Source organism: Klebsiella sp. FDAARGOS_511, assembly GCF_003812845.1.
In the GTDB taxonomy this organism is placed as follows: Bacteria; Pseudomonadota; Gammaproteobacteria; order Enterobacterales; family Enterobacteriaceae; genus Klebsiella; species Klebsiella grimontii.
In genome coordinates, this window is record NZ_CP033824.1 from 4869641 (window position 1) to 4892058 (window position 22418).

General features: G+C 54.8%; 21 protein-coding genes. 12 read left to right on the top strand and 9 right to left on the bottom strand.

Annotation, left to right across the window (positions count from 1 at the left end; all coding sequences use genetic code 11):
* Positions 1-9 precede the first annotated feature (9 nt).
* From EGY08_RS24660 to EGY08_RS24670, 3 genes are all read right to left on the bottom strand, one after another.
* Positions 10-1098 carry a sugar kinase gene (locus tag EGY08_RS24660; RefSeq protein WP_123829077.1) on the bottom strand — a complete coding sequence of 363 codons (1089 nt, stop codon included), beginning with the start codon at positions 1096-1098 and terminating at the stop codon, positions 10-12.
* Between the two features lies 1 nt (position 1099).
* Complete coding sequence (gene nfo, locus EGY08_RS24665) at positions 1100-1957, bottom strand: deoxyribonuclease IV (protein WP_004122889.1); 858 nt, start codon at positions 1955-1957, stop codon at positions 1100-1102.
* Positions 1958-2053: 96 nt separating this feature from the next.
* Positions 2054-3103 carry a YeiH family protein gene (locus EGY08_RS24670; protein ID WP_004122887.1) on the bottom strand — a complete coding sequence of 350 codons (1050 nt, stop codon included), beginning with the start codon at positions 3101-3103 and terminating at the stop codon, positions 2054-2056.
* Between the two features lie 173 nt (positions 3104-3276).
* Between EGY08_RS24670 and yieE the strand changes: the two genes are divergently transcribed.
* From yieE to cirA, 3 genes are all read left to right on the top strand, one after another.
* Positions 3277-4143, top strand: coding sequence for a DNA-binding transcriptional regulator YeiE (yieE, locus tag EGY08_RS24675; RefSeq protein WP_009653952.1), 867 nt, complete (start codon positions 3277-3279; stop codon positions 4141-4143).
* A 158-nt stretch (positions 4144-4301) separates the two neighbouring features.
* Positions 4302-5771, top strand: coding sequence for an amino acid permease (locus EGY08_RS24680; RefSeq protein WP_004122883.1), 1470 nt, complete (start codon positions 4302-4304; stop codon positions 5769-5771).
* A gap of 302 nt (positions 5772-6073) precedes the next feature.
* A complete protein-coding gene (cirA, locus tag EGY08_RS24685; protein WP_004122881.1) occupies positions 6074-8047 on the top strand; it encodes a catecholate siderophore receptor CirA in 1974 nt (657 codons plus the stop codon).
* 120 nt (positions 8048-8167) lie between these two features.
* On the opposite strand, the gene fghA is transcribed toward cirA, so the two are convergent.
* Positions 8168-9004 (bottom strand): S-formylglutathione hydrolase, encoded by an 837-nt coding sequence (gene fghA / locus EGY08_RS24690; RefSeq protein WP_123829078.1) that lies wholly within the window; start codon positions 9002-9004, stop codon positions 8168-8170.
* A 368-nt stretch (positions 9005-9372) separates the two neighbouring features.
* Between fghA and folE the strand changes: the two genes are divergently transcribed.
* The 9 genes from folE (at position 9373) to EGY08_RS24735 (ending at position 18317) form a co-directional block, all read left to right on the top strand.
* The gene (gene folE / locus EGY08_RS24695) at positions 9373-10041 is read left to right on the top strand and encodes a GTP cyclohydrolase I FolE (RefSeq protein WP_004103895.1); all 669 of its coding nucleotides are present in this window, start codon (positions 9373-9375) and stop codon (positions 10039-10041) included.
* Positions 10042-10056: 15 nt separating this feature from the next.
* Positions 10057-11214, top strand: a complete 1158-nt coding sequence (yeiB, locus tag EGY08_RS24700) for a DUF418 domain-containing protein YeiB (protein WP_123829079.1) — start codon at positions 10057-10059, stop codon at positions 11212-11214.
* A gap of 155 nt (positions 11215-11369) precedes the next feature.
* Complete coding sequence (gene galS / locus EGY08_RS24705) at positions 11370-12392, top strand: HTH-type transcriptional regulator GalS (protein ID WP_004122864.1); 1023 nt, start codon at positions 11370-11372, stop codon at positions 12390-12392.
* A 288-nt stretch (positions 12393-12680) separates the two neighbouring features.
* The gene (gene mglB / locus EGY08_RS24710) at positions 12681-13679 is read left to right on the top strand and encodes a galactose/glucose ABC transporter substrate-binding protein MglB (protein ID WP_004122863.1); all 999 of its coding nucleotides are present in this window, start codon (positions 12681-12683) and stop codon (positions 13677-13679) included.
* A 118-nt stretch (positions 13680-13797) separates the two neighbouring features.
* Positions 13798-15318, top strand: a complete 1521-nt coding sequence (mglA, locus tag EGY08_RS24715) for a galactose/methyl galactoside ABC transporter ATP-binding protein MglA (RefSeq protein WP_004122862.1) — start codon at positions 13798-13800, stop codon at positions 15316-15318.
* Positions 15319-15333: 15 nt separating this feature from the next.
* Positions 15334-16344: a galactose/methyl galactoside ABC transporter permease MglC gene (mglC, locus tag EGY08_RS24720; RefSeq protein ID WP_004122861.1), complete on the top strand. Its 1011-nt coding sequence runs from the start codon at positions 15334-15336 to the stop codon at positions 16342-16344.
* A gap of 216 nt (positions 16345-16560) precedes the next feature.
* A complete protein-coding gene (locus tag EGY08_RS24725) occupies positions 16561-17232 on the top strand; it encodes a CsgG/HfaB family protein (RefSeq protein WP_004122860.1) in 672 nt (223 codons plus the stop codon).
* A gap of 72 nt (positions 17233-17304) precedes the next feature.
* Positions 17305-17661: a DUF4810 domain-containing protein gene (locus EGY08_RS24730; RefSeq protein ID WP_004122858.1), complete on the top strand. Its 357-nt coding sequence runs from the start codon at positions 17305-17307 to the stop codon at positions 17659-17661.
* Positions 17658-18317: a DUF799 domain-containing protein gene (locus EGY08_RS24735; protein WP_049113998.1), complete on the top strand. Its 660-nt coding sequence runs from the start codon at positions 17658-17660 to the stop codon at positions 18315-18317. Before EGY08_RS24730 ends, EGY08_RS24735 begins: the two co-directional genes overlap by 4 nt.
* A gap of 82 nt (positions 18318-18399) precedes the next feature.
* Here EGY08_RS24735 and sanA read toward each other — a convergent pair whose 3' ends face one another.
* The 5 genes from sanA to EGY08_RS24760 all read right to left on the bottom strand — a co-directional run bounded on the left by sanA (position 18400) and on the right by EGY08_RS24760 (position 22382).
* Positions 18400-19116: an outer membrane permeability protein SanA gene (gene sanA / locus EGY08_RS24740; protein ID WP_123829080.1), complete on the bottom strand. Its 717-nt coding sequence runs from the start codon at positions 19114-19116 to the stop codon at positions 18400-18402.
* A 124-nt stretch (positions 19117-19240) separates the two neighbouring features.
* Positions 19241-20125 carry a cytidine deaminase gene (gene cdd, locus EGY08_RS24745; protein WP_004122852.1) on the bottom strand — a complete coding sequence of 295 codons (885 nt, stop codon included), beginning with the start codon at positions 20123-20125 and terminating at the stop codon, positions 19241-19243.
* Positions 20126-20252: 127 nt separating this feature from the next.
* Complete coding sequence (locus EGY08_RS24750) at positions 20253-20948, bottom strand: CidB/LrgB family autolysis modulator (RefSeq protein ID WP_004122851.1); 696 nt, start codon at positions 20946-20948, stop codon at positions 20253-20255.
* Entirely contained in the window at positions 20945-21343 is a 399-nt protein-coding gene (locus EGY08_RS24755) for a CidA/LrgA family protein (RefSeq protein WP_004122849.1), read from the bottom strand. Before EGY08_RS24755 ends, EGY08_RS24750 begins: the two co-directional genes overlap by 4 nt.
* Positions 21344-21464: 121 nt before the next feature.
* Complete coding sequence (locus EGY08_RS24760) at positions 21465-22382, bottom strand: LysR substrate-binding domain-containing protein (protein WP_004122848.1); 918 nt, start codon at positions 22380-22382, stop codon at positions 21465-21467.
* Between the last annotated feature and the right edge of the window lie 36 nt (positions 22383-22418).

A 22418-nucleotide genomic window follows, 5' to 3' on the forward strand; every position in this document is an offset into this window, starting at 1 on the left:
GGTGCGCTGCTATCCGTTGGGAAGTAAATTGAGCGCGTTATCAACGGACAAAGAGGGGTTGTTGATGCTGTCGCTGGCTCGGGTGATGGCGGTGCAGGCCATGGCGAAAGCGGCGCTCTCTTTAAAGTCGCTGCCGTCGAGGTAGCTATAAAGTAGCCCGGCCATCAGCCCATCGTCGGCGCCGAAGCTGTCAATCGTCGTATGGCCCGGCAAACTCATCCGGAAGCGTTCGCCGCCGGCTTCGCTACAGAAAATCGAATCATCTTCCGAGCAAATCACCACCCGCTGGGTGCCTTTTTCGTGTAGCCATGCTAGCGCCCGATCGCGATCGGCCTCGTTTTCAATGGGCTCGCCCCAGAGAATCTGCAGTTCGCGCAGCGTGGGTTTCAGCGTGTGGATCTTTCCCAGCCACGGGCGAATGCGGTGCGCTTTAAACTCTGACACGGTATCAACAAACACCGGAATAGCGTTGGTCAGAGTAAACACCCACTCCAGCGACTGTTCCGTTAAATTACAATCGACCAGAACGACGCCTGCATGCGTCAGTAGATCCCGATACTGATTCAGCAGCTGCGGCGTGAGCGACTGTAAAATATGCGTATCGTTAATCGCCAGCACCGTCTCTTCCTGCGGATTGGCGATGGAGAGGTAGGTGGCGGTATTGTGACCGTGCAGGCGGATACAGCTTTGCACGTTAACCCCGGCCTGTCGGGTCTGCTCCAGCAGCGTTTCGCCATAAAAATCGCTGCCGACGGCGGAAATCAAATGCACATCGCGGCCCAGCAGCGCCAGGTTATGCGCGATATTTCGCGCCACGCCGCCAGCGGAGCACTGGATATTACCCGGATTTGACACCGGTTGAGGATAATGGATATCGGCAATTCCGCGGATATCCATATTCACCGCGCCCAGCGAGACGCAATACTCCTGCTCGGTAAGGATGTAGCCTTTGCCCTTGATGGCCCCCTTACGCGTGAGGTCCATAATATGCGCGGCTACGCGGGAGCGGCTAATCTGCAGAATATCGGCAATCTCATGCTGCTGAATCAGCGGGTTGCGCCGCAAAATTTTGAGGATCTGCTTTTCCCTGTCGTTCATATCAGACCGTAGCCTCTTCCGTTTGCTGAGCCCGCAGCCAGGCGATCTCTTCCGCCCAGATATCAGGATTGATCGTTTCCAGAATCAGCGGGATACCGTCAAAGCGGCTGTCCTGCATAATCCAGCGGAAAGCATCATGGCCGATATTGCCTTCACCCAGGCTGTGGTGACGGTCAACGCGGCTGGCGAACGCGCTTTTCGCATCGTTCAGATGCATACCGCGCAGATACTGAAAACCGACAATCCGTTCGAAATCAGCGAAGGTTTTTTCACACTCTTCGGCGCTGCGCAGATCGTAGCCGGCGGCGAAGGCATGGCAGGTATCAATGCATACGCCGACGCGTGATTTATCTTCTACGCCGTCGATGATGGCCGCCAGATGCTCAAATTTAAAGCCCAGGTTACTGCCCTGGCCAGCGGTGTTTTCAATCACCGCCGTAACGCCTTCGGTTTTTGCCAACGCGATATTGATCGATTCGGCGATTCGCGCCAGACATTCGTCTTCCGGGATTTGCTGCAGATGGCTACCCGGATGGAAATTCAGCAGCGTCAGGCCGAGCTGCTGGCAGCGGGAGAGTTCATCAATAAACGCATCGCGGGATTTTTCCAGCGCATCCTCAACCGGATGGCCGAGGTTTATCAGATAGCTGTCGTGCGGCAGAATTTGCCCCGGACCGAAATGGTGCTTTTCGCAGGCGGCTTTAAATTCAGCAATGGTTTCGTCGCTCAGAGGCGCGGCGCGCCACTGGCGCTGGTTTTTGGTAAAGAGGGCAAATGCGGTCGCGCCGATTTCGGCTGCGCGAATGGCGGCGTTGGCTACACCGCCGGAGGCGCTGACGTGCGCTCCAATATATTTCATAAAAAAACTCCAGATAAGCCGCTGGGGGGAGGGTAATGATAGCGGCTTAGCCGGAGAGTTACATCATCCTTAATACAACCTGAATCGCGAGGGGCTTCAGGCCATCAGGCTATGAATGGCCAGGTTAATCGCGCCGCCGCCGACAATCAGCCAGGCGAAGAGCATCAGCGCCATCAGCAGCGGTTTGGCGCCGGCTTTTTTCAGCGCGCTGACGTGGGTGGTCAGGCCGAGGGCGGCCATCGCCATCGCCAGCAGTACGGTATCCAGCGTGACCAGCATATCGACAACCGCTTTCGGCAGCAGGTGGAAGGAGTTAAACACCGCCACCAGAATAAACAGGATCGCAAACCACGGAATGGTGATTTTGCTTTTTTCCCCGCCGTTGGCCGGGGCTAATTGTTTCACGCGCGCGGCGAGGAACAGCAGGAACGGAGCCAGCATCATCACGCGCAGCATTTTTGCAATCACCGCCGCGTTTTCCGCGTCCGGACCCACCGCGTGGCCCGCAGCGACAACCTGAGCAACCTCATGCATCGTCGACCCCATATAAATGCCGTAGGCTTCCGGCGTAAACCAGTGCGCCAGGAAGGGGTAAATAGCCGGGTACAGGAAAATGGCAATGGTGCCGAAAATGACCACCGTGGCGACGGCAACCGTCACTTTGCTGGCTTCCGCTTTGACGACCGGTTCGGTCGCCAGCACCGCTGCGGCGCCGCAGATGCTGCTGCCGGCGCCAATCAGCCAACTGGTATGTTTATCCAGGCCGAAAACCTTTTGCCCAAGAAAGCAGGCGATAAAAAAGGTGCTGGAAAGTGTCAGCGCGTCAATGACGATACCGCCTATGCCGACGTCGGCAATCTGGGCGAACGTCAGGCGAAAGCCGTATAAAATGATGCCGAGACGCAGCAGGTGCTGCTTGGCAAAGATCACGCCGCCGTCGCAGGGCTGCCAGATTTTCGGGTAAACCGTGTTACCGATGACCATGCCGAATAAGATAGCCAGCGTGAGGGCGCTGAAGCCCGCGCCGGCGATAGCCGGATAACTACCGGCCCACAGCGCTGCGCCGGTGAGAACGGCGGTCAGCGCCAGTCCAGGTGCAAAGTGCCGCAATGGGCGATGTTTAGTCGGTAAAGTGAGTGCTGTCATAACCTTCTCCTTTGTCTGGGAAAAGCATACGACCCGCTGGTTTAAATATAAAATTGATTATATATTTATAATTAATCGAAATAAGTGGTAAATGCGCGATTTCGCGGTTTGAGATCGATGGACCTCAGCCTCACGCCGCGGATCGCGAGTTGTATATAAAGGCAGGAAAAATCATGCATATCACGCTAAGGCAGCTGGAAGTTTTTGCTGAAGTATTAAAAAGCGGTTCGACGACGCAGGCATCGCAAATGCTGGCGCTTTCCCAATCGGCGGTTAGCGCGGCGCTGACCGATCTCGAAGGGCAGCTGGGCGTGCAGCTATTTGACCGCGTAGGGAAAAGGCTGGTGGTCAACGAGCACGGCAGGCTGCTTTATCCGCGGGCGCTGGCGCTTCTGGAGCGGGCGCTGGAGATAGAACAGCTGTTTCGCGGCGACAACGGCGCGATCCGCGTCTACGCCAGCAGCACCATCGGCAACTATATTCTGCCGGAAATTATTGCGCGCTATCGACGCGATCTGCCGGATTTACCGCTGGAGCTGAGCGTAGGCAATAGCCAGGACGTGATCAATGCGGTGGCCGATCTGCGCGTGGATATCGGGCTGATTGAAGGTCCCTGTCACGCCGCGGATATTATTGCCGAACCCTGGCTGGAAGATGAACTGGTTGTCTTTGCCGCGCCAGATTCGCCGCTCCTCGAAGGGGAGGTGACGCTGCAACGGCTGGCGGAAGCGCCGTGGATTTTACGCGAGCATGGCTCCGGGACCCGGGAAATCGTCGACTATTTATTACTCTCGCATTTACCGGCGTTTCATCTGGGGATGGAGCTGGGCAACTCGGAAGCCATCAAGCACGCTGTGCGCCATGGCTTAGGCATTAGCTGCCTGTCGCGACGCGTGGTGGCGGAGCAGCTTGAAGTGGGGTCTTTGGTAGAGCTGGCGATCCCGCTGCCGCGTTTAACCCGCACCTTGTGGCGCATTCATCACCGGCAGAAACATATTTCCAAGGCATTACAGCGATTTCTGCATTATTGCGACGTGTAAAAGCGACACAATGCGCGCTGGCGTTTCCGGGATTTCATGCTTTACTAATAATCCATGCTCGATCATGAAGCTCTCTTATAACTTTGCAATTGTATCGGATGGATCACAGACACTCTGCTACAATCTCGCCTCGTTTTTTGGATGGATAGCATTTTCACATGGTTTCGGATACTAAAACCACAGAAGCGCCCGGTTTACGTCGTGAACTGAAGGCGCGCCACTTGACCATGATCGCGATTGGCGGTTCCATAGGTACAGGTCTTTTTGTTGCCTCTGGCGCAACGATTTCTCAGGCGGGCCCTGGCGGGGCGCTGCTCTCTTATATTCTCATCGGCCTGATGGTTTATTTCCTGATGACCAGCCTCGGCGAGCTGGCGGCGTTTATGCCGGTGTCCGGCTCTTTTGCGACCTACGGGCAAAATTACGTTGAGGAAGGCTTTGGTTTTGCCCTGGGCTGGAACTACTGGTACAACTGGGCGGTAACCATCGCCGTTGACCTCGTTGCCGCTCAGCTGGTGATGACCTACTGGTTCCCCGATGCGCCCGGCTGGGTCTGGAGCGCGCTGTTCCTCGGCATCATGTTCCTGCTGAACTGGATCTCGGTAAAAGGCTTTGGTGAAGCGGAATACTGGTTTTCGCTGATCAAAGTCGCCACCGTCATCATCTTTATTATTGTCGGCGTGATGATGATCTTTGGCATCTTCAACGGCGCACAGCCTGCGGGCTGGAGCAACTGGGTCGTCGACGATGCGCCGTTTGCCGGCGGCTTTGCGGCGATGATTGGCGTAGCGATGATTGTCGGCTTTTCGTTCCAGGGAACCGAGCTTATCGGCATCGCGGCCGGCGAGTCGGAAAACCCGGAGAAGAATATTCCGCGCGCCGTACGGCAGGTGTTCTGGCGTATCCTGTTGTTCTATGTGTTCGCGATTCTGATTATCAGCCTGATCATTCCGTATACCGATCCGAGCCTGCTGCGTAACGACGTTAAAGATATTTCCGTTAGCCCGTTCACGCTGGTCTTCCAGCACGCGGGGCTGCTGTCGGCAGCGGCGATTATGAACGCGGTTATCCTGACGGCGGTACTGTCGGCGGGTAACTCTGGGATGTACGCGTCCACCCGCATGCTCTACACTCTGGCCTGCGATGGCAAAGCGCCGCGTATTTTCTCTAAGCTGTCCAAAGGCGGCGTGCCGCGTAATGCGCTGTATGCCACCACGGTGATTGCAGGGCTGTGCTTCCTGAGCTCGATGTTCGGTAATCAGACCGTTTACCTGTGGCTGCTGAATACCTCCGGCATGACCGGTTTTATCGCCTGGCTGGGGATTGCTATCAGCCACTATCGCTTCCGTCGCGGCTACGTGCTGCAGGGGAACGATCTCAACGACCTGCCGTATCGTTCAGGCTTCTTCCCACTGGGGCCGATCTTCGCTTTCGTGCTGTGCCTGATCATTACCCTGGGCCAGAACTACGAAGCGTTCCTCAAAGATACCATCGACTGGGGCGGCGTGGCGGCAACCTATATCGGTATTCCGCTGTTCCTGGTGATCTGGTTCGGTTACAAGCTGGCGAAAGGGACGCGTTTTGTACGCTACAGCGAAATGAAGTTCCCGGAGCGCTTTAAAGGCTAAACCGCGCTCGCATAGTCAGATAAAACCCTCTCATGAAGAGGGTTTTTTTATGTCCCCAGCCCTTACAAATTGACACATTTCTCCATAATTTTATTGATAACTGTAATCATTATCTTTATCATTTCCGCCAAATTCAGGATGAAGCCAATCCCCGTATCTTGCAGAGGGTCAGACTGACAAGGGGCGACCAGCCACATCTACTGTAAAAAATTGCGCGCATACGCCGTTAGAGCGCTATGCCGACAGTACCTGTGAGCAGGACCTTTTTGTTTGTTTTGTTGTACACCTCATGGAGATATGGAATGTTCAGGCTAAACCCTTTTGTCCGGGCCGGATTATGCGCGTCCGTCGTATCCCTGGCGTTTCCGGCGCTCGCCGACGTCAATGAAGAAACGCTGGTCGTCACCGCTGCGGCAACTGAACAGAGCGTCAAAGATGCGCCCGCCAGTATTAGCGTTATCACCCAGCAGGATCTGCAGCGTAGACCGGTACAAAACCTGAAGGATGTCCTGCGGGAAGTGCCGGGCGTGCAGCTCACCAACGAAGGGGATAACCGCAAAGGGGTGAGCATTCGCGGCCTCAGCAGCGGCTATACGCTGATCCTCGTTGACGGCAAACGCGTTAACTCGCGCAACGCCGTTTTCCGCCACAACGATTTTGATCTCAACTGGATCCCGGTTGATGCCATCGAACGTATCGAAGTCGTGCGCGGGCCGATGTCCTCACTCTATGGTTCCGACGCCCTCGGCGGCGTGGTGAATATCATCACCAAAAAAGTCGGCCAGCAGTGGACCGGCACCCTCAGCGCGGACACCACTCTTCAGGAACACCGCGATCGCGGCGATACGTACAACGGTCAGTTCTTTACCAGCGGCCCGCTGATTGACGGCGTGCTGGGGATGAAAGCCTACGGCAGCCTGGCGAAGCGCGCCAAGGACGATCAGCAGGCTTCCAGCAACGCAGCGGGCGAAACGCCGCGTATTGAAGGCTTCACCAGCCGCGACGGCAACGTCGAATTCGCCTGGACGCCAACCGATAATCAGGACATGACCGCAGGCTACGGGTTTGATCGCCAGGATCGGGATTCCGACTCTCTTGACCGCAACCGCCTCGAGCGCCAGAACTACTCCCTGAGCCACAACGGCCGCTGGGATGTCGGCAATAGCGAGCTGAAATTCTACGGCGAGAAAGTGGATAATAAAAATCCGGGTCAGGCCGGGACCATCACTTCTGAGAGTAACTCGGTTGACGGCAAATACGTTCTGCCGTTGGGAATGATTAACCAGCTGCTGACCTTCGGCGGCGAATGGCGTCACGATAAGCTGAAAGACCCGGTCAATCTGAGCAGCGGCAGCCAATCCACCTCCGCCAGCCAGTACGCGCTGTTCCTCGAAGATGAATGGCGGATCATCGAACCTCTGGCCTTGACCACCGGCATTCGTATGGACGATCACCAGACCTATGGCGATCACTGGAGCCCGCGCGCTTATCTGGTGTATAACGCCACCGATACCGTGACCGTGAAGGGCGGCTGGGCGACGGCATTTAAAGCGCCATCCCTGCTGCAGCTGAACCCGGACTGGACCACCAACTCCTGCCGCGGCTCGTGCAGCATTATCGGTAACCCGGATCTGAAACCGGAAACCAGCGAAAGCTTCGAGCTGGGCCTGTACTATCGCGGCGAAGAGGGCTGGTTTGACGGCGTGGAAGGAAGCGTCACCACCTTCCAGAATAACGTTGACGATATGATCGATATCCTGCGTACCTCCAGCGCCAGCGAAGCGCCGGGCTACCCGAACTTTGTCGGCTGGAAAACGGTGAACGGTAAACGCGTGCCGATCTTCCGCTACTTCAACGTCAATAAGGCGCGTATCAAAGGGGTAGAAACGGAATTGAAGGTGCCGTTCGGCGACGAATGGAAGCTGACGGTTAACTACACCTATAACGATGGCCGCGACCTGAGCAACGGCGGCGATAAACCGCTGCAAACGCTGCCGTTCCATACCGCTAACGGTACCCTCGACTGGAAACCTCTGGACGACTGGTCCTTCTACGTCACCGCCAACTATACCGGCGAACAGCGTTCGGTCAGCGCGACGGGCAAAACGCCCGGCGGCTACACCATGTTTGATATCGGCGCGGCCTGGAACGTCACCAAAAACGTCAAGCTGCGCTCCGGGGTACTCAACGTTGGCGATAAGGATCTGAGCCGCGACGACTATAGCTATACAGAAGAAGGCCGCCGCTACTTTATGGCCGTCGATTACCGCTTCTAACCGGGCGATAAAAGAGGGCTGGCAGATTTCCCTGCCAGCCCTCGCTAAAGGCGCTCAGGGTGAAGCCAGACGGAAAAGCATCAATGCGCCGGGAAGGAGCTTCACGACGCATTGAGATGATCAGGCGAAGAGGTACCGGGCGTGGAAGCGCAGGTGGTCCTCAATAAATGAGGCGATAAAGTAGTAGCTGTGATCGTAACCGGGCTGAATGCGCAGGGTTAACGGCCAGCTTTTCTGCCGCGCGGTTTCCGCCAGTACTGCCGGCTGCAGCTGCTCGGCAAGAAATGCATCGCTGTCACCCTGATCAATCAGGGTTGGAATCGCGTCAGATTCGCTGCTGGCCTGCATTAACGCGCAGCTGTCCCAGGCCTGCCAGGCCGCTTCATCCGCTCCCAGATAGGCGGTAAAGGCTTTTTTGCCCCAGGGAACCTGGGTCGGGTTAACGATAGGCGCGAACGCGGAAACGCTGACGAAGCGGCCCGGATTCTTCAGCGCCATCACCAGCGCGCCGTGGCCGCCCATGGAGTGTCCGCTGATGGCGCAGCGATCGCTGAGAGTGAACTCGCGGGCAATCAGCTGCGGCAGCTCGTCGCGAAGGTAATCGTACATGCGGAAATGCGCTGACCACGGCGCCTGGGTGGCATTGAGGTAAAAGCCCGCGCCTTTACCCAGATCGTAAGCGCTATCGTCGGCAACATTATCACCGCGCGGGCTGGTGTCCGGCATCACCAGCGCAATGCCCAGTTCGGCGGCGACGCGCTGAGCGCCCGCTTTGGTAGTGAAGTTTTCATCATTGCAGGTCAGGCCGGAGAGCCAGTAGAGAACCGGCGGCGGCGCGTCCGCGTTGGCGGGCGGTAAAAAGATGCTGAAGGTCATTGAGCAGTTCAGCGTTGCGGAGTCGTGCCGCCAGCGTTGCTGCCGACCTTCAAAACAGCGGTGCTCTTCGAGCAGTTCCATGCAGGGCTCCTTAAGTGTCTCAGGCGTAATTTTCCATAATACAGATATTTCATGGCCTCGTGAGTAACTTTCACTTCCTCCTTTTCGGAACGTATTGCATCATTAATGCAACTTTTAACCAACATGCTGACCTTGCCGTAGCGGCAGGAGTCGCGCTATGGGGCGGCGATTGGGTTGGTTGCGGCAAGGTGAGCAGGGCGTTGCGTGACGCATCGTAGTGCGCTGGTCTGGCGGCGTGGAACGAGAGGTGACGCCAATTTCAACAATTATCGATGCGGCTACTGGATTCTGTGCGTCACCTCACGCACAATGAATACAAACTTTGCCCTCAGAAGAGCAAAGAGCGCCACACCTGCAGGAGAACAAAAATGTCATCACTGAGTAAAGAAGCCATACTCGTTCATGAAGCGCTGGTCGCTCGTGGGCTGGAGACGCCGCTGCGTCCGCCAGTACAAGAAATTGATAATGAAACTCGCAAGCGTCTGATCGCCGGACACATGACCGAGATTATGCAGCTGTTAAACCTTGATCTAAGTGATGACAGCCTGATGGAGACTCCGCATCGCATCGCCAAAATGTACGTCGATGAGATTTTCTCCGGCCTGGACTACGCCCGGTTCCCTAAAATCACCGTCATCGAAAATAAGATGCAGGTTGATGAAATGGTGACCGTACGCGATATCACTCTGACCAGCACCTGCGAACACCATTTTGTCACGATCGACGGCAAAGCGACGGTGGCCTATATCCCGAAAGATTCGGTAATTGGCCTGTCGAAAATTAACCGCATCGTGCAGTTCTTCTCCCAGCGCCCGCAGGTGCAGGAGCGACTGACGCAGCAGATCCTCACCGCGCTGCAAACGCTATTGGGAACCAGCAACGTCGCGGTTTCCATCGATGCGGTGCACTACTGTGTGAAAGCGCGCGGCATTCGCGATGCGACCAGCGCCACCACCACCACGTCGTTGGGCGGCCTGTTTAAATCCAGCCAGAATACCCGCCAGGAGTTCCTGCGCGCCGTACGTCACCACAACTAAAACGGAGCAGGGTACATGGAGAGAAATGTCACGCTGGACTTTGTCCGCGGCGTCGCCATCCTCGGTATCCTGCTACTGAATATCAGCGCCTTCGGTTTACCGAAGGCCGCTTACCTAAACCCGGCGTGGTCCGGGAGCATCTCCGATAGCGACGCCTGGACCTGGGCGATTCTCGATCTGCTGGCGCAGGTCAAATTCCTGACCCTGTTCGCCCTGCTGTTTGGCGCCGGGCTTCAGCTTTTACTGCCGCGCGGCAAGCGTTGGATCCAGTCGCGCCTGACGCTGCTGGCGCTGTTGGGCTTTATACACGGTCTGTTTTTCTGGGACGGCGATATTCTGCTGGCTTATGCGCTGGTAGGGCTGGTGGGATGGCGAATGGTGCGCGACGCCCACGATGTCAAATCGCTGTTTAATACCGGCGTGGTGCTGTACGTCATTGGCGTGGCGGTCCTGCTACTGCTGGGATTGATTTCCGGCAATACGCCCAATCGTTCGTGGGTGCCGGACGCGGCCAATTTGCAGTACGAGCAGTACTGGAAGCTAAAAGGCGGCTTTGAGGCGGTGAGCAATCGCGCGGATATGCTGTCGGATAATCTGCTGGCGCTGGGCGCGCAGTACGGTTGGCAGCTGGCCGGTATGATGCTGATGGGCGCCGCGCTAATGCGCAGCGGCTGGCTCAAAGGGCAGTTCAGCCTTCACCACTACCGGCGTACCGGCGGGCTGCTGATTATCGCCGGAATGGCGGTCAATTTGCCCTCTATCGTCGCCCAGTGGCATCTGGGCTGGGATTATCGTTGGTGCGCATTTTTGCTACAGGCGCCGCGCGAACTGAGCGCGCCGCTGCAAACCATCGGCTACGCGGCGCTGGCCTGGGGCTTCTGGCCGCAGCTGTGTAAGTTTCGTCTGGTGGGGGCGATTGCCTGCGTCGGGCGCATGGCGCTGACCAACTATCTGCTGCAGACCCTCATTTGCACCACCCTATTTTACCGCTTCGGCCAGTTTATGAAGTATGACCGCTTACAGCTGTTAGCCTTCGTGCCGCCCGTATGGGCGGTGAATCTTCTCTTCTCGTGGTTTTGGCTACGTCATTTCCGCCAGGGGCCCGTTGAGTGGCTATGGCGCCAATTCACCCTGCGTGCGTCGGGGACATCATTAAAAGATACATCCAGATAACGATCTGGATCACAATCATTAACAAAATGGATGTAACCGTTTCCATCCCTGTGACCTCACTCACGTAGCGTACGGCACGTCGCTGCCAGAATAGCCTCCTTGCTGAACACAGGAGGTGAGTGTGACGTACTGCAATGCTCTACAGGTTGGTGAGTATGATCACCATTCGTGATGTCGCCCGCCAGGCGGGGGTTTCCGTTGCGACGGTTTCGCGCGTGCTGAATAACAGCGCGCTGGTGAGCCCGGATACGCGAGAAGCGGTAATGAAGGCGGTAACGCTATTGGGCTATCGGCCGAACGCCAACGCGCAGGCGCTGGCGACGCAGGTCAGCGATACCATCGGCGTGGTCGTGATGGACGTGTCGGACGCCTTTTTTGGCGCGCTGGTCAAAGCGGTTGATACCGTCGCCCAGCAGCATCAGAAATATGTGCTTATCGGCAATAGCTATCATGAAGCGGAAAAAGAGCGTAACGCCATTGAGGTGCTGATTCGCCAGCGCTGTTCAGCGCTGATCGTCCATTCCAAGGCGCTGAGCGACGCAGAGCTGGGGGATTTTATGGAGCATATGCCGGGAATGGTGCTGATTAACCGCATCGTGCCGGGGTACGCCCACCGCTGCGTTGGGCTGGATAACGTCAGCGGCGCGCTGATGGCGACCCGCATGCTGCTCAATCATGGTCACCAGCGCATCGGCTACCTCTCTTCCAATCACGGCATCGAAGATGATGAATTACGGCGGGAAGGATGGTTCAGGGCGTTACATGAACACGGCATCGTCGCTCCCGAAAGCTGGGTGGGATCCGGATCTCCGGATATGCAGGGCGGCGAGGCGGCGATGGTCGAACTGCTGGGGCGCAACCTCGGTCTGACCGCGGTCTTCGCCTATAACGACAGCATGGCGGCCGGCGCGCTCACGACGCTTAAAGATAACGGCATTGCCGTACCGCAGCATCTCTCGCTGATCGGTTTTGATGATATCCCCATTTCCCGTTACACCGACCCGCAGCTGACGACGGTGCGCTACCCGATTATGTCGATGGCGAAACTGGCGACCGAGCTGGCGCTACAGGGCGCGGCGGGGAAGCTGGATCGTGAAGCCAGCCACTGCTTTATGCCGACGCTGGTGCGCCGGCATTCGGTGGCGCAGAGGCAAATTGTGGGGCCGATCACTAACTAATTATCTGCCTGATGTAACCGCTTTCAATATGTGAGTGATTTCACAGTTTGTTAACATTAAGCTGACTATGATTGCTGCGTTTACAAGTCTGAACATACTATGTCACGGTGATTAATCACTTTTACAGCAGTAATCGGCGTTAAACGATGAATAAAGCCGTTTTTCAGGAGCGGTACCCTACACGGAAGACAGAATTACAGTCGTGAATGTCGCTGTGCAGTAACATTAATGTAACGCTCGCCAGCCATTTTCACACCAAAGACCCTGCATAATAAAACCGGAGATTCCATGAATAAGAAGGTGTTAACCCTGTCTGCTGTAATGGCCAGCATGTTATTCGGCGCCGCGGCGCACGCAGCAGATACGCGTATCGGCGTGACGATCTATAAATACGACGACAACTTTATGTCGGTGGTGCGTAAGGCAATTGAGAAAGACGGCAAATCGGCGCCGGATGTTCAGCTGCTCATGAATGACTCGCAAAACGATCAGTCCAAGCAGAACGATCAGATTGACGTCCTGCTGGCAAAAGGCGTGAAGGCGCTGGCGATTAACCTGGTTGACCCGGCGGCGGCGGGGACGGTCATCGATAAAGCCCGTAGCCAGAACGTGCCGGTAGTATTCTTTAACAAAGAGCCATCCCGTAAGGCGCTGGATAGCTACGATAAAGCGTACTACGTCGGTACCGATTCAAAAGAGTCCGGCGTGATTCAGGGTGACCTGATTGCCAAGCACTGGAAAGCGAACCCGAACTGGGATCTGAATAAAGATGGCCAGATTCAGTTTGTCCTGCTGAAAGGCGAGCCGGGCCATCCAGATGCGGAAGCGCGTACTACCTATGTGATTAAAGAGCTTAACGACAAGGGCTTCAAAACCCAGCAGCTGGCGTTAGACACCGCCATGTGGGACACCGCTCAGGCGAAAGATAAGATGGATGCCTGGCTGTCTGGCCCGAACGCCAACAAAATTGAAGTCGTTATCGCTAACAACGATGCGATGGCGATGGGCGCGGTAGAAGCGCTGAAGGCCCACAATAAGAGCAGTATCCCGGTATTCGGCGTCGATGCGCTGCCGGAAGCGTTAGCGTTGGTTAAATCCGGCGCTATGGCGGGTACAGTACTGAACGATGCCAACAACCAGGCGAAAGCCACCTTCGATCTGGCGAAAAATCTCGCCGATGGCAAAGAACCGGCTGCCGGCACTAACTGGAAAATTGAAAATAAGATTGTCCGCGTACCGTACGTGGGCGTTGATAAAGACAATCTGAGTGAATTTATCGGTAAGTAATAGCTTAATAAGCTGCGGGCGTGCGCGCTGTACGCCCGATTATTCCTGATACAGAACCCGTCCCTGTTCGTCGTTAATTCGTCGGCTGGGGTATGCACGCACGCAGCCAGGTATAACTATGGTCAGCAATAATAGCGAACGGTCAGGCGAATATTTGTTGGAAATGACCAACATCAACAAATCGTTTCCTGGCGTCAAGGCTCTCGATAATGTGAACCTCAAGGTTCGTCCCCACTCTATTCACGCCTTAATGGGGGAGAACGGCGCGGGCAAATCAACATTATTAAAATGCCTATTTGGGATCTACCAAAAAGATTCCGGCAGTATTCTTTTTCAGGGGCAAGAGATCGATTTCCATTCGGCTAAAGAAGCCCTGGAAAACGGTATTTCAATGGTTCATCAGGAATTAAACCTGGTCTTACAACGTTCGGTGATGGACAACATGTGGTTGGGACGTTATCCCACCAAAGGCGTGTTTGTCGATCAGGACAAAATGTATCGTGATACCAAAGCGATTTTCGATGAGCTGGATATTGATATCGACCCGCGCGCTCGCGTCGGTACGCTATCGGTATCGCAAATGCAGATGATTGAAATTGCGAAGGCATTTTCCTATAACGCCAAAATTGTCATTATGGATGAGCCGACCTCTTCGTTAACCGAAAAAGAGGTCAACCATCTGTTTAAAATTATCCGTAAGCTAAAAGAGCGCGGCTGCGGTATAGTCTATATTTCCCACAAAATGGAAGAGATCTTCCAGCTGTGCGATGAAATTACCATCCTGCGCGACGGCCAGTGGATCGCCACTCAGCCGTTGGAAGGGCTTGATATGGATAAGATTATCGCGATGATGGTCGGTCGCTCCCTCAATCAGCGCTTTCCGAACAAGGAAAATAAGCCGGGTGAGGTGATTCTCGAGGTGCGCAATTTAACCTCATTGCGCCAGCCGTCGATTCGCGATGTCTCTTTCGATCTGCACAAAGGCGAAATCCTGGGTATTGCCGGACTGGTTGGCGCGAAACGTACCGATATCGTCGAGACGTTATTTGGTATTCGCGAGAAGGCCGGTGGGACGATCAGGTTGCACGGTAAGAAGATTAATAATCATAGCGCCAATGAAGCCATCAACCACGGCTTTGCCCTGGTGACCGAAGAGCGACGCTCGACGGGAATTTATGCCTACCTGGATATCGGTTTTAACTCGCTGATCTCCAATATTAAGAAATACAAGAATAAGGTCGGATTGCTGGATAATTCACGCATGAAAAGCGATACCCAATGGGTGATTGATTCGATGCGCGTGAAAACCCCAGGGCAGCACACGCAAATTGGTTCGTTGTCCGGTGGTAACCAACAAAAAGTGATTATCGGTCGCTGGCTATTAACCCAGCCGGAAATTCTGATGCTCGATGAACCCACGCGTGGGATTGACGTTGGGGCGAAGTTCGAAATTTATCAGCTGATCGCCGAGCTGGCAAAAAAAGACAAAGGGATCATTATTATTTCCTCCGAGATGCCGGAGCTGCTGGGTATTACTGACCGTATTCTGGTAATGAGCAATGGTCTTGTTGCCGGAATTGTTGAGACTAAAACCACCACGCAAAACGAAATTCTCCGTCTTGCGTCGTTGCACCTTTAAGATCAGGGGCTCCTCATGAGTGCGTTAAATAAAAAGAGTTTTCTCACCTATTTGAAAGAAGGTGGGATTTACGTGGTTCTTTTAGTATTGCTGGCTATTATTATTTTCCAGGATCCGACATTCTTAAGTTTGCTGAACTTAAGTAATATTCTGACCCAGTCTTCGGTGCGTATTATTATCGCGCTCGGCGTGGCCGGACTTATTGTCACTCAGGGTACCGACCTTTCAGCCGGACGTCAGGTCGGTCTCGCGGCGGTTATCGCCGCCACGATGCTGCAGGCGGTGGACAATGCCAATAAGGTGTTCCCGGAGATGGCTACGATGCCGATCCCGCTGGTTATCCTGCTGGTGTGCGCGATCGGCGCGGTCATTGGTCTTATCAACGGTATTATTATCGCTTACCTGAACGTGACGCCGTTTATCACCACTCTCGGCACGATGATCATCGTTTACGGTATCAACTCCCTGTATTACGACTTTGTTGGCGCGTCGCCGATTTCCGGCTTCGATAGCCACTTCTCGCAGTTTGCCCAGGGGTTCGTGGCGCTGGGCTCATTCCGCCTGTCGTATATTACCTTCTATGCGCTGATTGCGGTGTTCTTCGTATGGATCCTGTGGAACAAAACCCGCTTTGGTAAAAACATTTTTGCTATCGGCGGTAACCCGGAAGCGGCGAAGGTTTCCGGCGTCAACGTCGCTCTGAACCTGCTGATGATTTATGCGCTCTCCGGCGTGTTCTACGCCTTCGGCGGCCTGCTGGAAGCCGGACGCATCGGTTCGGCGACCAATAACCTTGGCTTTATGTATGAACTGGATGCCATTGCCGCCTGCGTGGTCGGCGGCGTATCGTTCAGCGGCGGGGTCGGCACCGTGTTCGGCGTGGTGACTGGGGTGATTATCTTCACCGTCATCAACTACGGTCTGACCTATATCGGCGTGAACCCGTACTGGCAGTACATTATCAAAGGGGCGATTATCATCTTCGCCGTGGCGCTGGATTCGCTGAAGTATGCGCGGAAGAAGTAAGTTCCTCTGTTGATAAAAGCTGCCTTCGGGCAGCTTTTTTATTTTGCGCGGGTCTGGCTCACGAAAATCGATATTGCTGAATAAATAGCTATTAGTCTTTTCATATCACGAATGAATTAATGAGTTTGTCAAGATGTAAACATATATTTATATATCTTTCCGCCAACTACGGATATTATGCTCATTTGCTTTTTGATGATGGAAAGGAACCATACAATGTTAAAGAAAATCATTGCCGCGATAGGCTTCGCAAGCCTCTTTTTATTGAGCGGCTGCGCAAAAGAATCATCCCGCTCTCTTGAAGTCGCCAAGGTGACGACCTGGAATACGCCTTACCACGGCGCTCGCAGCCCAATTTCAGTGGGTAAGTTTGATAACCGCTCCAGCTATATGAACGGCGTATTTTCTGATGGCGTCGATCGTTTGGGTAATCAGTCAAAAACAATTCTCATAACACATTTGCAACAAACCGGGCGATTCAACGTTCTCGACCGGAGTAATATGGCCGAGTTGCAGAATGAAGCCAGTATAAAAGGAACCAGCCAGACGCTAAAGGGCGCTGATTACGTGGTGACGGGCGACGTGACCGAATTTGGGCGCAAGGAAGTCGGGGACCATCAGTTATTTGGCATCCTGGGAAGAGGGAAGAGCCAAATTGCCTATGCCAAAGTGAATCTGAATATCGTAAATGTCCAGACATCCGAAGTCGTTTTTTCATCGCAGGGTGCCGGGGAGTTTGAGCTTTCTAACCGCGAAGTGATCGGATTCGGCGGTACCGCCAGCTATGACTCCACGCTAAACGGAAAAGTGTTGGATCTCGCTATCCGCGAAGCCGTAAATAATCTGGTTGCAGGTATCGAAAGCGGTGCGTGGACACCGGCTAAATAATCGTTCTGATTTCGACATTTCCCGTGTGCGCACGGTGAAATGTCGCGTTAAATCATAATATGGATGTTAAAAATGAATATTATTCGTTCTGTTTTCATTCTGCTCGCCGTGGCGGTGATAAGCGGTTGTGCGACAAGCCCCAAACCTCTCTATAGCTGGAATGAATATCAGCCTGTGGTTTATGAGTATTACGCGCTGGATATGGGGCCACAAGAGCAAATCGAAGCATTAAAAAAAGATATTGAAAAAGCGCGGGCGCAGGCCCTTCCTGTTCCTCCGGGACTGCATGCGCATCTGGGGATGTTATATATCGATACCGGTCATCCGGAATTGGCAAAAACAGAATTTGAACAGGAGAAACGGCTATTTCCTGAATCCAGCCAGTTTATGGATTTTCTGTTGAAGAAAATGCAGGGAGGCAAAGCATGAAAAAGTTATATGTATTATGCGCAGGTTTATTAGTGACCCTGTTGTTGAGCGGTTGCGCACCGAAAAAATCCTATGACTACACGGCATTCAGGCAGAGTAAACCGAAGAGTATTCTGGTCCTGCTGCCGAAAAACGAATCACCGGACGTTAAAGCGGGCTATGGGGTACTTTCGCAGGTCACGCTGCCGCTTGCCGAGGCGGGATATTATGTTTTCCCTGTTGCCGTCGTTGAGAACACCTTTAAACAAAATGGCGTCGTGAATGGTGAAGAAATGCACGGTGTCAGCCATCAAAAGCTAAGAGAAATTTTTGGCGCTGACGCTGTGCTCTATCTTAAGGTCACGGAATATGGGACATCGTATCAGGTTATCAATAGCGATACGCGTGTCGCCGTTTCCGGTGAACTGGTGGATATTCGTAACGGGAAACTATTATGGAAAGGCAGCGCGGTAGCTTCAAGCAGCGAAGGTGACAGCAGCGGCGGTTCGCTTTTAGGCATGCTTATCCAGGCTGCCGTTGACCAGATAGTCAACACCATGACCGACAGAAGCTATAAGGTTGCGGGTATTGCCGATGCGCGCCTGCTTACGCCTGCCGCGCCCGCAGGTATGTTGTACGGCCCTCGCTCTCCTAAATACGGTAAAGATTTGCAATAGTGTCCTCAATAGATGGCCGATGCGCGCCTTTGCATCGGCCATTTATTGCTTATCAGGAAGCCGTCTTTGCCAGATAACGAGGCTACTTCTCTTTTTTCTGCAGCTCCAGCAGCTGCTGGGGCGTGACCGCAGGATAGGACTGCGCGCCGTCGGGAACTTCCTGCTGCGTGGGGATGGGGATCAGCGGGCCTAAAAAGCGCGGCTCGCGTTTAAAAATATAGAGATCCGCCAGCGCGCCGAAGCGGGCGCCGAACTCGCGCAGGCGAACGCTCCACATATCTTTTGGCGACGGTACCGCGTAGCACTGCGCCTGAATCCCCATATGCAGGGCAATAAACAGCGCCCGCTCGCAATGGAAGCGTTGGGTAATGATAATAAAGTCGTTCGTATCGAAGACTTTACGGGTGCGAACAATCGAATCGAGGGTACGAAAACCCGCATAGTCCAGCACGATATCCGCCGGATCGACGCCGGCTTTGATCAAATCGCGGCGCATGGTCATCGGCTCGTTATAGCTTTGCAGCGCGTTATCGCCGCTGAGCAGCAGATAGTTCACTTTGCCGCTGTTGTAGGCGTTCAGCGCGCCCTGAATCCGGTAACGATAATATTGGTTGATAACCCCGGTACGGTAGTACTTGGCGGTACCGAGCACGACGCCGACCTGGCGGTAGGGCAGGTCCTGTAGCTCATCGTAAATATAGGGAGAGGTTTTCCAGCTCATCCAGCGGTCGAGACCCAGCACGGTTAACAGCAGCAAGCCGAACAGGACTAACAGGCTGTATAACACACGCTTTAACATGAACCTGGCTCAATAGTGGATGAGGGAAGCTTCAGGCTACTTTACCCGTCGGGCAAGCGCAAGAAACCGTCGTTTAATTGCGGGGATTTTCAACAGTGCGGGCCGTTTGGCCCGCAGAATGTGACTAACCTAACAGTACGCGATCGATATTATGGCAGCCCAGCGCCTTTAGCGTCGCCGCGGTGGCGTCCCACTGAATTAGCGCCGCATCGGCCTTCTCGGCCAGAATCGCGCGCTGGATATCCGGGTAATCGTATCCATTGAGGCTCAGTAGATTTAGCGCGCCCTGTAGCGGAGGCAGCGTCGGGTTAAAAGCGGCGTTCTCGGCATAGCTGCCGGTGAAAAGGGTACCGTCTTTCAGCTCCAGCGCAACGCCGGATGGCGAATTGCTGTAAGGCATGTGGCAACGGTTGGCCGCCTGAATCGCCGCCTGAGCCAGCGCGTCGCCACTGAGCGGGAAGCCGTGGTCCTGCTCATCCATCAGCAGTATTTTAATGTCCAGATCTTTCGGGCCGAAAGCGTCCGGCAAATAGTGCTGCAGCGAATGCGCCTCGCGACCGGGGAGGTGGATGCGCAGCGCCAGGCCGCTGTTCAGCTCGTTCATAAACTGTCGGCAGTGGCCGCAGGGAGTGTAGTTAACGGTAATCGCCCGCAGGGATTTTTCGCCGCGCAGCCAGGCATGGCTGATGGCGCTTTGTTCGGCGTGCACGGTTTGCTGCATGGTGGCGCCGAGAAATTCCATATTTCCGCCGAAGTACCAGGTACCGCTGATGCCGCGGGCAATCGCGCCGACGTTAAAATGCGACAGATCGGCCCTCGCGCAGGCCGCCGCCAGCGGCAGCAAAGCAAAGGCCAGCGCGTCTTCATCCAGCCCCGTTGCGCTTTGCAGCGCCGCAACCTGGTCTGCATTCAGCAGGGCCGGGAAATGCCGATCGGCCAGCATCGGGGCGATGGCCGCTTGCAGGTCCGCCGCCAGTTGGGGAAGAACAGCTTGAAAACGTGGGTGCATGGCGTTGCCTCATAACAATGTAATGGAAATCTAGTGTACGGGGGGTGACAGCCTGTATATGTGATAAACATCTCATTGTCATTGCAACTAATTCGTGTTGCATTTAAAAATGCGATTCAAATCACAATTATCCAACAACAGCTAAAATAAGCGGAAATAAGAACGGCGCGACCAGCGAGGTAATGATCCCGCAAAGCACCAGCGCCAGCGAGCTGAATGCCCCTTCCTGATAGTCGAGTTCAGCGCAACGGGCGGTCCCCAGGGCGTGGGATGCGGTGCCCATCGACAGCCCGCGCGAGGCTTTGGTGCGGATGCGCATCACATTCAGCAGGGTGTGGCCAAAGACCGCGCCGAGAATGCCGACGAAAATCACGCACACCGCGCTGATCGCCGGGATCCCGCCAATGCTGCTGCTCACCGCCATGGCAATCGGCGTCGTCACCGATTTCGGCAAAATAGAGGCGGCAATCTGCGGGGTTGCGCCCATCATCAGGGCAACGGTAGTGCCGGTGACCATCGCCACCACGCTGCCGATAAAGCAGATGGTGATGATTGACTTCCAGCGGGCGCGGATTTGGTGCAGCTGCTCATACAAAGGAAAGGCCAACGCCACCACCGCCGGCTGCAGCAGGTCGTTAAGAATTTTGCTGCCGAGGAAATAGCGCTCGTAGGAGATGCCGGTAATCAGCAGAAAAGGTATCAGCACCACCATCGCCACCAGCAGCGGGTTGAGCAGCGGAAATTTAAACCGCGCCGCCAGCCTGCGGGCAAGGAAAAAGACGGCCAGGGTTAGCGGCAGCGACCACCAGATTTCATGGATCATTCTTCACTTCCTTTTTGTCCAACCACTTTGCGCTCACCGTGAACCAGGTGTGAACTCCAGCTGACGACTAAAAAGACGACCAGCGTGCTTATCGCGCAGGAAACCACCACCGGGCCAAACTGCGCGCGCAGTAAATCCCAGTACTGCATGACGCCGACGCCGATAGGCACAAATAGCAGCGCCATATAGCGAATCAGAATGTTGCAGCCGGGGTTGACCCACTGTGGCGGCATGATCTGCAGCGCCAGCAGAAAAAACAGAATCAGCATGCCAATAATGCTGCCGGGAATAGCGATCGGCAGTAGCGAAGAGAGAAAAATGCCCGCATACAGGCAGGCGTAGATGAGCACGAAAGCGCGCAGATACTGCCAGACAATAATCAGTGATTTACTCATGGTAATAACCCTTGATGAACCGCATTCATCATACAATTAAAGCCAAAAATGTGCTACCGATCACATCATGAATTCTACGCATACCTGCAATAGAGACGGGGAACAGCAAAACGGACGGCTATCAGAGTGTAGATTGCAGCGACAGGCAGTGCAGAAACCGGCTCAGCGCCAACGACGGTGTTTCACTTTTTCGCCAGAACACCCCAACGCTACCTTTTTGTTCAATGCGCGGCAAATTAAGAATCGCCAGCTGGTGCTGGGCCGCGTAGCGCTGCGCCAGGCGCAAGGAGAGAATTGAGACCATATCGCTACTCTGCAGCAGGTTGCTGGTCACGTTCATCGAGGCCGATTCGATAGTATTCTCCGGCAGCATCACGCCGTTATCCACCAGCGCGTTGTCGATGCTCAGGCGAATTGGCGTGCCGGTGGGCCAGACAATCCAGCGCCAGGGGGAGAGGTCGGCCCAGCTTAATTGCGGTTTCTGGGCCAGCGGGTGATCGGGGCGGGCGACAAAGCAGACCGGTTCGGTGTAGAGCACCCGGTAGCTCAGCGGCAGTTCCAGCGCCCGCCCGCCAACGCGTCCGACAACGACATCAACCACGCCGGCGAGCAGATCGTTAAGCAGCGGCGTCATAACCTTTTCTTCGATATTCAGGTGCAGAGTCGGCATCTCTTTGAGCAGTTCAAGAATTGCCTGTGAGACGCAGTCGGTCGCCACCGGCGAACAGCCAATCATCAGGCTGCCCACCTGTCCGCCCTGTTTAAAACGCTCGATTTCATACTGCGAACGCGACATATCGTTAATCAGCCGCTGGGCGTGCTGAAGCAGCAGCTTTCCGCCTTCGGTCGGGCGCAGGCCTTTGCTATGGCGTTCGAACAAAGTCATGCCGACTTCCTCTTCAAACTGGCCGAGCCATTTGGAGAGCGCGGGCTGAGTAATGTTAATCATTTTCGCCACCTGCGTGAGATTGCCTTGCTCCCCCAGCGCCACCAGCATCTGTAAATGATGCAGCTTGAGTTTCTGCGTCCAGTTCACCATTAGGTATAACCTCCAGGTTATGTCTATGCCCGAAAT